Source organism: Brevibacterium sp. CT2-23B, assembly GCF_013168765.1.
In the GTDB taxonomy this organism is placed as follows: domain Bacteria; phylum Actinomycetota; class Actinomycetes; order Actinomycetales; family Brevibacteriaceae; genus Brevibacterium; species Brevibacterium sediminis.
The window spans coordinates 252,443-266,869 of the sequence record NZ_JABBYK010000005.1 but is presented as its reverse complement, the minus strand read 5'-3'; the positions used below and the strand labels follow the sequence as shown (position 1 = coordinate 266,869).

Genomic DNA, 14,427 nt, shown 5'->3' with positions numbered 1-14,427 from the left:
GGTCAGCCGGTGATGTCATCGATGCCCAATCCACCATCTTCACTGCTGCCGTTTCCGGTGTCTCCACCGCCAGTGTCGCCACCGTCGCCAGAGCCCTTGTCGGTACCGTTGCCACCGGTGTCGCCACCGCCGCCGGAGCCTTTGTTGGAACCGTTGCCGCCACCGGTGTCACCACCGCCGCCGTCATCGGACCCACTGTCCTTACCGTCGGGGTCCTTCGAACCCTCGTCGGAGCCGTCCTTCGAGCCTTCTTCCTTGCCCTTCTCGTCGCCGTCGGAGTCCTTGTTCTTGTCCTCGTCGTCCTTCGGAGTCTCGATCGGAGCCTTCGGCTCTTCCTTCTCCTTGTCCCCGTCGCTGCCGTCGTTGCTGCCCGACGGTGCTTTCGGCTCGGGCTTCGGAGCCGGGGCCGGGTTGGAGTTCTTCGGCTTCGGCTTATCGGGAAGCTCGCCGCGAGCCGGGAACTGTTCGACCTTCTCACCCTGGAGGGCCTTCTGCATGTAGTCGGTCCACACCTGAACGGGGAACGAACCACCGGTGACCTCACCGCGACCGCCGAAGGAGCCGATAGACACGGACTTTCCGTCGACCTCACGATAGAGCACGACCGAGGTGGCGAGGTTCGGTGTGTAACCGGAGAACCATGCGGCCTTGTTCTCGTTCGTCGTACCGGTCTTGCCGGCAGCAGGACGACCGAGGTTCTGGGCGTAGCTGCCCGAACCACCCTGAACGACCTGGCTCAGGGCGTACGAGGTCTCGGCACCAACTGCCTTGTCGAAGACGCGCTTGCCCTTGGTTTCGGCCTTGTACACTTCCTCGTCCTCGGCACCCTTCGTGACCTTCTTGATCGAGTGCGTCTCGTGGTGCACGCCGTTTGCCGCAAAGGTCGCGTACGCCGAAGCCATGTCGATGGGCTTGACGCTGGGCGTACCGAGCACATTGGAGGGGTTCGGGGTCAGACCGATCGAGCAGCCGCCGGTATCCCCGGTCTTCATCTCCTTGTCGGTGCAGTTCTCGCTCAGACCCGCACGTTCGGCGACGTCGACAGTCTTGTCGGGCCCGACCTGCACGTTGAGTGCCGCATAGGCTGTATTGATCGAGGACTGCGTCGCCTTGAGCAGGCTCACCGGGCCATAGCTCGAGCCGCCGAAGTTGCGCACCGGCCACGGCGTGCCGTCGTTGTTGAGCACCGTCGGGCTGGCACCGGGATAGGAATCGGTCAGCCTGACACCGTTCTCCAGACCTGCGACGAGCGCGAATGGCTTGAACGTCGATCCGGCCTGCACATGGCTCTGGGTCGAGGCATTGAACGCCTGATCGAGGTAGTTCTTACCACCGTAGAAAGCTTCGATTCCGCCGTTGTCGGGGTCGATCGAGACGAGTCCGGCCTGCATTCCTTCAGGCTGGTCCTGGGGAAGCGTCTTGATGGCCTGCTCGGCTGCCTTCATACGATCCTTGTCGAAGGTGGTGACGATGTTGTAGCCACCGCGGTCGAGCTGAGCCTCATCGATATCGAGCTTGCGCAGGGCTTCACGACGGACGAAATCCCACATGTAGCCCTTCTGCCCGGACAGCGAGGATTCCTTGTTCTGCTTCTTCACTTCGGGCATCTCGACCTTGGCGGCCTGCTCCTCGGTGATGAAGCCTTCGTCGACCATGTTCTTGACCACGTAGTCGAAGCGGTCCTGATAGGCCTCGGGGTTGTCCGAAGGATCGGCGGCACCCGGGCGCTGGATCATCGCGGCAAGCAGAGCGGACTCGCTGACATTGAGCTCCGAGGCCGGCTTGTCGAAATAGTTCTGAGATGCCACTTCGATGCCGTAGGAACGACGGCCGAGGTAGATGGTGTTGAGGTAGTTCGCGAGGATCTCGTCCTTCGACTGCTGCTGGTCGATCTTGAGCGAGATGAACATCTCCTTGACCTTGCGATCAAGCGAATGCTCGTTCGTGAGGTAGAAGTTCTTCACGTACTGCTGGGTGATCGTCGAACCGCCACCCGCGTACTTATTCGTGGCCACGCCGACGACAGCGCGGGAGAGACCCTTGATCGAGATGCCGCGGTTCTCGTAGAACGAGGTGTCCTCGGCGGCGATCGCGGCCTTCTGCATGGGTTCGGAGATCTCGTCGATCTCCACTGACTTGCGGTCCTCGACCTTGTACTGACCGATCGGCGTCTTACCGTCGCTGTAGTAGATCGTCGAGGTCTGACCGGTGGCCTCGAGGTTCGGCTCGGGGATGTCCGTTGCGGCATAGCCGATGGCGAACGCCACGCACAGGGCGATGACGAGGCTGAGCCCGCCGACGACGAGTACGCGGATGCTCGGCAGGAAACGGGTCCATCCACTCACACCCGCTCGCGGGTAGTTGAGCAGGTTCTTCGTATTCCTGCCGATGTTCTTGGCTGTGTGTTGTCCCTTAGCCACCCAAGGTCCTCCAGGTCAGTCAGCCTGCCGCAATGCGTGGCGACGAGGTCCGAAAAAGGTCAAAGACGCCAATCAGTCTCGCACGCATTCATTAGTAGAGGATGAAAAAGTGCTGAGCCTGACGCCCTGCAGACACGCCAGGTTACCGAACCGTTCTCAGAGTAACCCCGCATTCGGCATCTCACCAGGCATTTTACTTGACTACGGAAGAATCAACCATGACGAGTGCGTGTTTGCTCACATTCAAACGTCTGCCCGCAGATCAGTGCTCGGCGTCGCCAGCCAGGGCACCTCGACCATGCGCGCGTACCTTCTCGTTCAAGCGTGCCCGCACTTTTCCGCAGGTACCGCCAGCCGCGACGCCTCGTTCAAGCCGCCCAGCACTTAGCCACAGGTATACGGGCTGAAAAGTGCTGGGCCGCTTGAACGAGAGTCGCGGCACCGCTCAGCTCTTAAGGTCGAAGTCCGTGTCGGCGTACTCGTTGCCCTCGACGACGGGTTCGCCGCTGAACGGATGCAGCTGGTCTTCGCGGGCGCGCAGCTCGACTCGACGGATCTTTCCGGAGATCGTCTTCGGCAGCTCGGCGAACTCGAGTCGGCGGATGCGCTTGTACGGAGCCAGATTCTCACGGCAGTAGGCGAGGATCGACCGGGCCGTCTCGGCATCGGCCTCGAACTTGCTCGACACCACGACATACGCCTTGGGCACAGCCAGTCGCACAGGATCCGGCGAGGGCACGACGGCCGCCTCGGCGACGGCCTCGTGTTCGATGAGCACGCTTTCGAGCTCGAAGGGGGAGAGCCGGTAGTCGCTGGCCTTGAACACGTCATCGGCGCGACCGACGTAGGTGATGTATCCGTCCTCGTCACGGGAGGCCACATCGCCGGTGTGATAGACACCGCCTTCGAAGGCCTCTGCGGTCTTCTCCGGGTTGCTCCAGTATCCGGTGGTCAATCCGACGGGGCGAGGATCGAGGCGCAGGCAGATCTCGCCCTCGTCGCCTTCCTCACCGGTCGCCGGGTCGATGAGCACGACGTCGAATCCGGGCAGGGCCTTGCCCATCGAACCGTATTTGAGCTCCTGATCGGGCGAGTTGCCGATCTGCAGGGTCGACTCGGTCTGACCGAAGCCGTCGCGGATGAGCACACCCCATTCGCTGTGAACGCGGTCGATGATCTCGGGGTTGAGGGGTTCACCGGCACCGAGAGCTTTCGTCGGGGGATTCTTCAGGTGGCTGAGGTCGGCCTGGATGAGCATGCGCCACACTGTCGGCGGGGCGCAGAAGCTCGTCACTCCCACGCGGTCCATGGTCTCTATGAGGGCGTTGGCGTCGAAGCGCGAGTAGTTGTAGAGGAAGACGCAGGCTTCGGCGATCCACGGGGTGAAGATGTTCGACCAGGCGTGCTTGGCCCAGCCGGGCGATGCGACATTGAGGTGGACGTCGCCGGGTGTCAGTCCCATCCAGTACATCGTCGAGAGATGACCGACCGGGTAGGAGACATGGGTGTGGGCCACCATCTTCGCCTTCGAGGTGGTGCCCGAGGTGAAGTAGAGGAGCATCAGGTCATCGGCGCGCGAGCTGCCCTGAGGGTCGAACTCGGTGCTCTCATCATCGGCATCGGAGTAGCTGTAGTCCTGCTGGCGGGTGGGCTCGCCGCCGACGACGATGCGGACGACTTCGACATCGACGTCATCGAACTTCGCGGCATCCTCGGCGCCGGCGACGACGAACTCGGCCTGACCGCGCTCGGCACGGTCGGTGAGATCGATGGGGCCCAGCTGCGTGGTGGCCGGCATGAGCACGGCACCGAGCTTGATGCCGGCGAGCATCGTCTCCCACAGCTCGACCTGGTTGTTGAGCATGACCATGACATGGTCGCCGCGCTTGATCCCGGCGCGGCGGAAGTGATTCGCCACCTGGTTCGACCGCGCGGAGAGCTCCGCGAAGCTCCACTTGCCCTCAGTTCCGTCCTGTTCGACGATCCACAGAGCCGGCTTGTCGTTGTTCTCGGCGATCTTGTCGAACCAGTCGAGTGCGAAGTTGAAGTGCGTGAGACGCGGCCATTCGAACTGTTCGCGCGCGGCCTCGTAATCGCTGCGGAGCTCGATCAGCTTGTCTCGGGCAGCGCGGAACTCCTCGGTCACTGTCATTGTGGTCTCCTCACCTTTCGCCACCGTCACATCATGTGACGTCACACACAAATCTAAACGATTACGAAGCTATCAGCACTGATCAGCCGGTGAGCAGGCGGGGGTCGGTCACTGACCGTGGGATTCCCACCAGGAGCGCAACTCCGCCTCGGCGCGTTCGCGTCCGAGCGGCCCGTGCTCCATCCGCAGCTCGAGCAGATGCTTGTACGCCTTGCCCACCAGCGGTGATGGTTCGATATCGAGGATCGCCATGATCTGCTTGCCGTCGAGGTCCGGGCGGATCGAATCGAGTTTTTCCTGTTTCGCCAGGGACTCGATGCGCTCTTCCAGGTCGTCATAGGCGAACGCGAGCCGATCGGCCTTCCGCTTGTTCCGGGTGGTCACGTCCGCACGGGTGAGAATGTGCAGCCGCGAAAGCAGCCGTCCCGCGTCGGTGACATAGCGGCGCACCGCCGAATCCGTCCACCCGGCATCGCCGTAGCCGTAGAAGCGCAGATGCAGTTCGACGAGGCGGCCGACCGCCTTCGTCGTGTCCTTGTCGAAGCGCAGCGCCTTCATCCGCTTGGCCGTGAGCTTCGCACCGACCGCGTCGTGATGGTAGAACGTCACGGCACCGCCGGGCTGGAAGCGCCGAGTGGCGGGTTTGCCGACATCGTGCATGAGCGCGGCGAAACGCACGACGAAGTCCGGCACGCGCAGGCGCTGCGGATCATCGTCGGCCATTCCGGCCTCCTCTTGAGCCGCGGCATATCGGCTCTCGAGTTCGACTGCCTGACGCAGCACGGTCAGCGAATGCTGGTAGACGTCCTTGTGCCGATGGTGCTCATCGGTCTCGAGCTGCAGTCCGGACACCTCGGGGAGGACATGGTCGGCGATTCCGGTGCGCACGAGCAGGTCGATTCCGGCGACCGGATCGATGCCGGTGATGAGCTTGACGAGTTCGACCTGGATGCGTTCGGCGGAGATGATCTCGATCCGATCGGCCATCGCCGTCATCGCCTCTTCCACCTCAGGCACTGGGTCGAGCCCGAGCTGAGAGGTGAACCGGGCCGCGCGCATCATCCGCAGCGGATCATCGGAGAACGAGTCCGCGGCGGCCCCGGGGGTGCGGATGCGACCGGCGATGAGGTCGTCGAATCCATGATGCGGGTCGACGAACGTCTTCGAGGGCAGCCGGATCGCCATCGCCCCGATCGTGAAGTCGCGGCGGACGAGGTCGGCGTCGAGGTCCGTGCCGAAGGCGACCACAGGTTTGCGCGAGTCCTCTTCATAGGCTTCTGCGCGGTAGGTCGTGATCTCGATCTGCACACCGGACTTCACGGCCCCGATGGTGCCGAATTCGCGTCCGATGTCCCAATGTGTGTCGACCCAATCGGAGATCAGTCCGAGGATGTCGTCGGGGTGGGCATCGGTGGTGAAGTCAAGGTCGGGCATGGGGCGACCGAGCAGCGCGTCACGGACGGAACCGCCGACGAGGGCGAGTTCGAAACCGGCTGAGGAGAACCTCTGACCCAGCGGGCCGAGGATGTGCTCGAGTTCGTCGAGCTTGTCGTGCAGTCGGTTGTGCGCGGTCTGCGGATCCACCGAGCTCCTTCAATTCTTCAGATCTCTGCTCTTGCCCATGGGAACTCGTCTCCCGCGTCCAGGCGTGAGTTCCGATCTCCATAAGCCTACCGGGAGCAGATGACACGAAACTTCCAAGCTTCGCCTACTAAGGTAGGAGAATGACCACACCGATGCCCAAGCCGGGACCCCGCACGTCCCGCCGCACCACAGTGGAGGAGATCTCCGCCGGTGGCATCGTTGTCGACTTCTCTCACCCGTTGCTGACCGTGGCCGTCATCGCGCGCATCAATCGCGCCGGCCGGATCGAATGGTGCCTCCCCAAGGGGCATCTCGAAGGAACGGAGACCCCCGCCGAGGCGGCCCGCCGTGAGGTCGAAGAGGAGACCGGGATCGCGGGGCAGATCATCTGCCCGCTCGGAACCGTCGACTACTGGTTCACCGTGACCGGAATCCGGATCCACAAACTCGTCCACCATTTCCTGCTGCGTGCACAGTCGGGGACTCTGACAGTGGATAATGATCCTGACCAAGAAGCGATCGATGCGGCGTGGGTGCCCTTCAATGACCTGCGTTCGCGACTGTCGTTCGCCAATGAGCGCCGAATCGTCGCCGCCGCCCGACCGATGGTGTCCCGACTGGAGCAGTGAAACCCATTCCCATCCGCCGACTGCGATTCCTCACCGCCCTGCTGAGCACGCTCCTGCTGCTCGCAGGGCCGGTTTTCGCATATCCGCTGCTCGATGCCGCCCCGGCCGCAGCCAGCACCGATGCGAATACCGACGCGGACACCGATGCGAAGAAGGATGAGGTCTCGATCACCCTCGACGAGGTGACTCCGTGGATCGATGACAAGGGCACGCTGACCGTGCGGGGAACGATCTCGAACACGACGAAGAAGGCGGTCGAGAAGCCGAGCCTGAGCCTGCAGATGTCGACTCGCAAGCTCGATTCCGAATCCCGCCTGACCTCCTGGAAGCAGGGACAGGCACAGCACCGCACCGTCGCCGATCTCGAACATGATGGAACCGAAGCAAGGAAGAAGGCGAAGAAGGACAAGGACGCCGATTCCGATGACAGCTCGGGAATCACCCTCGACACCTCGTTCGACGACACCATCGATCCCGGCACCTCCGCGGAATTCACCTTCCGCGTGCCCGCCGATGACCTCGACCTGAGCAAGTCCTCACCCGTGAGTTCCTGGGGCCCGCGGGGGCTGGCGGTTCAGCTCGGCGACGACACCGGTCTGCGAGCCTCTGCGCTCGGCTTCACCACGTGGTACCCGGATCCGGAGTTCGATCAGACGAAGATCAGCCTGCTCGCTCCCGTCACTCTGCCCGGCCATTCCGAGGGCGGGCTCATCCCTTCCGACCGGCTCGATGCCGCCATCGCCGAAGGCGGTTCGCTCGACACGATCGCAAAGCTGCTGGAACACAAAGAGCTCGCTCTGGCGATCGACCCCCGAATCATCGCTTCCTTCGAAGCCGCGATCGCCGAACCGACTCCCGCCGACGCACCGGAGGAGACCGAAGAGCCCGACGGGGGAAGCGGTGAGGAGACTCAGTCGCCACCGGTCGGAGCACCGGAGAACGATGACGCCGATTCCAGCGGTGCCGAACTCGAAGCCGCAGAGAAGCAGCGCAAACGCCTCGATTCCTGGTATCAGGACTTCGTGGAGGCGGCACAGAAGCACACGGTCGTCGCTCTGCCCTATGGCGATCCCGATCTCAGTGCTCTGCGCGGGACGAAGATAGACCGACTGAGCTCCTTCGCTCAGAAGCAGCGCGAGATCGTCAAGGACGTCTTCCCCGATGCCCGCACGGACATCGCTTGGCCGGTTGCCGGAAGTGCGACGAAGAACGGGCTGCGGGCACTGAAGAAGTCCGGAAATTCCACCGCGATCCTCAGCGATGGTCAGCAGCCCTCGATCACCGGCATCCACGATGATGCGCATTCTCAGACGACGATCACCGATGACGGGGAGTCGACGATCGACACTCTCATCTCGGATACGAAGCTCACGGACATGAGCGCCGAGGCGATCGCCGAGGACAACCCGGCCGGGGCACTGTCGGAGCTCGTCGCGGAGTCCGCGGTGATCCAATCCGAGGCGCCCTACCGCACTCGCAGCCTGTTCGTTCCGCTCCCACGCGCGGCCGCCTCGGCGAATTGGGAGCAGACCGTCGAGGAACTGAGCTCGGCACCGTGGATCGCTCCCACCGGAGTCGACAAGATCCTCGATTCCGGTTCCGAGGCGCGCGGGCTGCTTCGGACGGAGGCCGACGCTCCGCACATCCGCAAGAGGGCCGTGGAATCGCTGGCCATGACCCGGGCGAACCAAGCGGACTTCAACAGCGTCTTCAGTGACCGTGACAGCGCCGATATCCGGCTCGACCGCGAACTCCTCACCTGCACCTCGGCGGCGTGGACCCTGGGCCGGAACGCGAACATCTGCGCCGGTCAGGCCCGCGAGCAGAGCGAGAACCTCATGGACAGCCTGCACCTGCGCAAGGGCTCGTCCGTCCTCCTCGTCACCGGCGAGAAGACGACGATTCCGGTCACGATCGTCAATGATTCCCCCGCCGAGGCGACGTTGAGGATCCGGATGAAGCCGAACACTCCGCAGCTGCGGGCGCAGGAGACGGAGACCGTGAAGGTGCCTGCCGCGGAGACGATGCGTGTGGACGTGCCCGTCGAGGGCCTCGCCAACGCCGATGTGCCGACGACGATCGAGATGGTCACCGCCGACGAGGTGGTCCTGCCCAAGCAGGAATCACTCATGGTTCGGGTCCGCGCCGATTGGGAGAACATCGGCACCGCTGTGATCGGATTGGCCCTGGCCGTGGTGTTCGTGATCGGCTTGATCAAGACCATTTCTCGGGGGCGACCGAAGATCCCCGAACAGCAGCTGGCCGATGCGATGGCCCGCGCCAAGACCGACGACCCCGAAAAGAGGTAGAGCGTGTCCAGCTTCTCATCCCTGGCCCGGTCCTCGGCGATCATGACCGCCGGCACCATGACCTCGCGTGTGCTCGGTTTCGTCAAAGCCTCGATGCTGGCCATGGCGATCGGAGTCACGGCGGTCCAGGCCGATGCCTTCGATATAGCCAACAAGGTGCCGAACACCCTTTACATGCTGCTGGCCGGCGGTGTGGTCAATGCTGTCCTCGTCCCGCAGATCGTGCGTGCCTCCAAACGGGAAGACGGCGGTGCCGACTTCACGAACCGACTGTTGACGCTGTCGTTCCTGCTCCTTGCCGGTGTGAGCATCATCGCCACCGCTGCTGCCCCGCTGCTCGTCTGGCTCTATTCTTCGGGGTGGAGCGAGGAGCAGATGGCGCTGGCTACGGCTTTCGCCTTCTGGTGTCTGCCGCAGCTGTTCTTCTACGGCCTCTACACGCTGCTGGGCCAGGTGCTCAATGCGAAGTCGTCGTTCGGTCCCTATATGTGGGCACCGGTGCTCAACAACGTCGTCGCTATCGCAGGACTTGCCGTCTTCATCCTCATCTTCGGCACGAACAATGCGTCTCCGCACGGGCTCGACACCTGGACCCCGGACAAGATCGCCCTCATCGCCGGAACGGCGACCCTCGGCGTCGCGGCTCAGGCGCTCATCCTCATCTGGCCGCTCAAGCGCATCGGCTTCAGGTACAAGCCGACGTTCGGATTCCGGGGAGTCGGTCTCGGCTCGGCAGGCAAGGTCGCCTTCTGGACGTTCGCAGCCATGCTCATCGGCCAGATCGGCTTCCTCATCATCTCCCGCGTCGCCTCGGGGGCGTCGATCCCCGGCGACGGAAACGCCTCGAACGCCGCTTATACGAACGCCTACCTCGTGTTCATGCTCCCGCATTCGCTCATCGCGGTGTCCCTGGCCACGGCGCTGTTCACCTCTCTGGCCAAGAACGCGGCCGAGGAGGACACCGAGGCTGTCGTCGGCGACTTCTCGATGGGTGTGCGGATGGTCGGGATGGTCAACACCTTCGCCCTCGCCGCCCTCGTCGTCCTCGCCTCACCGGTGGCGATGATCATTGCCGGTCCTGGTCGCGAACAGGCCATGGCCATCGGTCTGGTCATCATCACGATGGTCTTCGGCCTCGTTCCCTTCAGCGCGAACTATCTCGCGCAGCGGGTGTTCTACGCCTACGGGGATGCGAAGACCCCGTTCCTCATCCAGCTGCCGCAGATCATCTTCCAGTCCCTGGCCGTGCTCTCGGTATCGATCTTCCCGAAGTCGGTGACGGTGGCGATCATCGGTCTCGTCATGAGCCTCGGCTATCTGATAGCGATGATCATCTCGTTTGCGGTCCTGAAGAAGCGCCTCGGCGCCATCGACCTGCGCGGAATCCTCACCTCGCACATGAAGTTCCTACTCGCTGCGATCGTCGCCGCAGGCGCTGGGTTCGGTCTGCTCTACTTCTTCCCGGACTTCGCCTTGGCAGGACGCTGGCAGGCGTTCATCACCACGGCTGCCGTCGGCACCGTGATGCTCCTGTTCTTCATCGGAGCTTGTTATTTGCTCAGAGTCAGAGAGTTGCATTCGATTATTGGCGTGGTAGCTGGAAAACTAAGGAAAACAGCCTGAGCCCCGTCAATCCCCACCGGAGGTGGTCGCCCTGATCGATATCGAACCCGGCATGGTGGTGGCCGGCCGTTATGTCGTATCGACAGTCGACCGCCGATGGCTTCCCGAAAAGCCCGAGGTCGGTGCCGTCTGTACCGGACTCGATGCGATCCTCGATGAACCCGTGCTCATCCTCGTCGCCGATGCCGACGGTTCCAACGACGTCCTCGAAGCCGCCCGTCGTGTGTCGATACTCGGTGACCCGCGCATCGCCCCGACCCTCGACGTCGGCCATTCCAACGGACTGGACTACATCGTCATCAAGCGCATCGCGGTGACGCCGTTCAACCAGATCCTGCCCCGTTCGCCGTTGCCCGTCGACGCCGCCTGCGCACTCATCGGCGAGGTCGGCTCGGCGCTAGTGACCTCCGCCAGGCGGGGACTGTTCCACATGTTCCTGCGTCCGAGTCTGGTCGGTCTGACGTCGAAGGGTGCGGTGGTCATCGCAGGCATCGGCATCGATGCGGCACTGGCGCTGGACACCGGGCTCGTCGAGCAGAAGGACTACACGCCGACAAAGGCCTCACGTCGAGACGCCCTCGCGCTCGTCCAGCTCTTCTACACGGCTCTGACCGGATACTGGCCCGGCGAAGAGGCATTCGACGGCATTCCACCTGCGGAGAAAGAGAACGCCCGGATCGCCCGGGCGCAGGCGCTCAACCCCGAGGTCCCTGACAGACTCGATGATTTCGTCAGTGGAATCATCACAGGTTCGGATCCCGGTCCGGGTTCGGTCGCCGAGGTTCTCGGCTATATCGACAAGTGGGACCCGGAACTGCTGCGCTACGTCAATCGCGCTCCGGTGGCGGAGAACGAGAATCTGTTCGATCAGTCGCCGCGCAGCTTCGATGAGGCCACCAGCCTGCCCGCTCCACGTTCGAAGACCATCGGGCCCGGTCCCGGCGGTTCGACCAGCGCCAGCGAAGATCAGGTGCAGGCCGCCCTGGTGCGCATCGGAATCACTCGTCCGGGAACGCGGGGACTGGCGGCCGGAGTGGTCGGAAGCACCACGGGCCGGTATGCCGACAGGATGCAGATGCGCGAGGCCTCGAGCTTCCCGATTGCGAAGGAACAACTCGACAGCGCCGCTCAGGACTGGGAGGAATGGCAACCGGAGCAGACGTACTCGGAGTATTCGGAGTATGCGGAGCACGAATACGACGAGAACCTCACGACCCCGATCATGAGCCGGGAAGACGATTCGGATCCTGACACTCAGGCACTTGAGATCGTTCCCGAGAACGACGACGAAGGCGATGAGAACGATACTCGCGTGATCATGGACGGCGAGGACGAGGACGACGGTTCCTGGTTCCTCGGCGGCATGTTCGAAACCAATGAACAGCAGCGCGAGCATCAGCGACGCGAGTATGAACGCGAACGGCGGATCGCGAAGGCCAAGGAAGACGAAGCGCGCAGGCGGCTTGCCGCCTTCGAGGCGAGTTCGACTGCCCGTCAGCAGGAAGCCAATGCTGCCGCACCGCCGAAGGAGATGCGCCGGCTGTCCCCGGACTCCGTTGACGATCGCAGTGCAGTCGACAACCGGAACACCGGTGGTGAGTCCCGCGCCGAGGCGGCTGAGGGCTCCGAATCTGTGCGCCCTGCTGAGCGCAAGGCCGGGAAACCGCGCCAACAGCACAGCGATTCGACCGGTGCAGCCCAGGCTGGGTCTGTGAAGAACCGAAACAAGGCTGCCGGGACAGCAGGTGCCACGGCAGGGGGTGCCGGCACCGGTGGTGCTGGCGGCAGCGCGGCTTCCGGCGGTGCTGGCAGCGGTTCGGGTGGAGCAGGCCCCGACGAGCGGGATCCAGCCGCCACTCGGAAACCCTTCCTGTGGCTGGTTCTCGGCCTCGCGGTCGTTGCCGCAATCGTGCTCGGCATCGTCATCGTCGGCTTCAACTCGGGAGACGAGGAGTCCACTCCGGTCTCCGAGACGTCCGCAGCGAGCGAGCAACCGACGAAGAAGGAAGAGAAGAAGACTCCGAAAGCCGATCCTCCGAAGATCAAGACGGTCGAATCCCTCGACCCCGAAGGCGACGGATCGGAACACGACAGTGAAACCGAGAACGTCATTCCCAAGGCCGAAGGATCCTGGAACACCGACCGGTACAACTCGGCGAGCTTCGGCAATCTCAAATCCGGTGTCGGTCTGCTCTTCGAGTTTGAGGACGAGTCCACCATCAGCAAGGTGAAGGTGGCGTCGGGGAACTCCGGAGGCAAGTTCGAGATCCGTGACGGGGACGACCCCGAGGACGCGAAGGTCATCGGCGAAGGCGTCTTCGATGCCGACGGCGCCGTCACCGTGGAGTTCGATGAAGACGTCGAGACGGACAAGCTCATCCTCTGGGTCACTGAACTTCCGCAGACCGATGGCGGCTATAAGGCCACCATCAGCTCTGTGAAGTTCTTCTGAACCGACCAGCAGTTCCTCGTACCTTGATGCCGGACAGGATTCGGGTGCGGAATAGTCCGCGGCACCGTACCGTTATAGATACGAACGTCAATTCGCGCGGCACTCCGCGGCGCGCTGAGCACAGCAGATAGAAGCAGGGAACTTTTCACATGACTGATACTCAACTGGTGATCATCGGATCGGGGCCAGCCGGCTACACCGCGGCCGTCTACGCGGCCCGTGCGAACCTCTCGCCGGTCGTCATCGCAGGATCGGTGACCGCAGGCGGCGAACTGATGAACACCACCGACGTCGAGAACTTCCCTGGATTCCCCGCCGGTGTGCAGGGGCCCGAACTCATGGAGAGCATGCGAGAGCAGGCTGAGAAGTTCGGTGCCGAGGTCATCTACGACGATGTCGAGACCCTCAAACTCAACCCGGGTGCTCACGAGATCGAGACCGCTCTGGGGGCGCGCTACACAGCCAAGGCCGTGATCCTGGCAACCGGCTCGGCGTACCGCGAGCTCGGACTGCCCAACGAGAAGAAGCTCTCCGGGCACGGAGTCAGCTGGTGCGCCACCTGTGACGGATTCTTCTTCCGTGACCAGCACATCGCTGTCATCGGCGGCGGCGACTCCGCACTCGAGGAGGCCACCTTCCTCACCCGTTTCGCGTCCAAGGTCACGCTGGTCCACCGTCGGCAGGAGATGCGTGCTTCGCAGGCCATGCAGGACCGCGCGAACGCCGATGAGAAGCTCGAGTTCCTCCTCGACTCCGAGGTCGCCGAAGTCCACGGTGAAGATTCCCTCACCGGGCTGACCATCCGCAACACGGTGACTGGGGAGACCTCAGAACTGCCGGTGACCGGCATGTTCGTGGCTATCGGTTCCGACCCGCGCACAAGCCTGTTCGCCGATCAGCTTGAGATGCGCGCCGACGGGTACCTCAGCGTCGACGGTCGCACCTCGAAGACGTCTGTCGAGGGCGTCTTCGCAGCAGGCGACGTCATCGACTCGGTCTATCGCCAGGCCATCACTGCTGCCGGTTCGGGCTGCTCGGCCGCCCTCGACGCCGAACATTACCTCGGTGATCTTGAGGCTGCTTCAAAGCCCGCCATGGCGGAGGCAGCAGTGGCCGAAGCCTCAGTCGCTTCCTGATCCCGAAACGCCCGCTCGTATCGCTGCGCTTGACAGCACAGCGGGCCGAGCGAATAGGCCCGGGAATGAAAGATCCAGCTCCACTGTTCTGATAGAGACATTCGTTGTGAAGGAAGGTTACT

Annotated in this window: 8 protein-coding genes; 5 read left to right on the top strand and 3 right to left on the bottom strand. The window is 63.2% G+C overall.

The window, feature by feature from the left end:
* Window positions 1–2 precede the first annotated feature (2 nt).
* The 3 genes from HIM68_RS14145 to HIM68_RS14135 form a co-directional block, all read right to left on the bottom strand.
* Entirely contained in the window at window positions 3–2,420 is a 2,418-nt protein-coding gene (locus HIM68_RS14145) for a transglycosylase domain-containing protein (RefSeq protein WP_367647544.1), read from the bottom strand.
* Between the two features lie 445 nt (window positions 2,421–2,865).
* On the bottom strand, window positions 2,866–4,572 hold the full coding sequence (locus tag HIM68_RS14140) for an AMP-binding protein (RefSeq protein WP_172173176.1): 1,707 nt from the start codon (window positions 4,570–4,572) through the stop codon (window positions 2,866–2,868).
* A gap of 108 nt (window positions 4,573–4,680) precedes the next feature.
* Window positions 4,681–6,156: a CCA tRNA nucleotidyltransferase gene (locus tag HIM68_RS14135; RefSeq protein ID WP_172173173.1), complete on the bottom strand. Its 1,476-nt coding sequence runs from the start codon at window positions 6,154–6,156 to the stop codon at window positions 4,681–4,683.
* Window positions 6,157–6,296: 140 nt separating this feature from the next.
* Between HIM68_RS14135 and HIM68_RS14130 the strand changes: the two genes are divergently transcribed.
* The 5 genes from HIM68_RS14130 (at window position 6,297) to trxB (ending at window position 14,305) form a co-directional block, all read left to right on the top strand.
* A complete protein-coding gene (locus tag HIM68_RS14130) occupies window positions 6,297–6,785 on the top strand; it encodes an NUDIX domain-containing protein (protein ID WP_025779589.1) in 489 nt (162 codons plus the stop codon).
* Entirely contained in the window at window positions 6,782–9,094 is a 2,313-nt protein-coding gene (locus HIM68_RS14125; RefSeq protein WP_367647543.1) for a DUF6049 family protein, read from the top strand. Before HIM68_RS14130 ends, HIM68_RS14125 begins: the two co-directional genes overlap by 4 nt.
* Window positions 9,095–9,097: 3 nt before the next feature.
* Window positions 9,098–10,717: a murein biosynthesis integral membrane protein MurJ gene (murJ, locus tag HIM68_RS14120; RefSeq protein ID WP_172173170.1), complete on the top strand. Its 1,620-nt coding sequence runs from the start codon at window positions 9,098–9,100 to the stop codon at window positions 10,715–10,717.
* A 22-nt stretch (window positions 10,718–10,739) separates the two neighbouring features.
* Window positions 10,740–13,169 carry a virulence factor MviN gene (locus HIM68_RS14115; RefSeq protein ID WP_172173167.1) on the top strand — a complete coding sequence of 810 codons (2,430 nt, stop codon included), beginning with the start codon at window positions 10,740–10,742 and terminating at the stop codon, window positions 13,167–13,169.
* Window positions 13,170–13,318: 149 nt separating this feature from the next.
* Window positions 13,319–14,305, top strand: a complete 987-nt coding sequence (trxB, locus tag HIM68_RS14110; RefSeq protein ID WP_139467599.1) for a thioredoxin-disulfide reductase — start codon at window positions 13,319–13,321, stop codon at window positions 14,303–14,305.
* Window positions 14,306–14,427: the final 122 nt, after the last annotated feature.

Bases quoted from the DNA above. Each gene is read 5' to 3' on its own strand.
- HIM68_RS14140 (WP_172173176.1), bottom strand. From the start codon at position 4,572: ATGACAGTGACCGAGGAGTTCCGCGCTGCCCGAGACAAGCTGATCGAG.
- HIM68_RS14130 (WP_025779589.1), top strand. From the start codon at position 6,297: ATGACCACACCGATGCCCAAGCCGGGACCCCGCACGTCCCGCCGCACC.
- trxB (WP_139467599.1), top strand. From the start codon at position 13,319: ATGACTGATACTCAACTGGTGATCATCGGATCGGGGCCAGCCGGCTAC.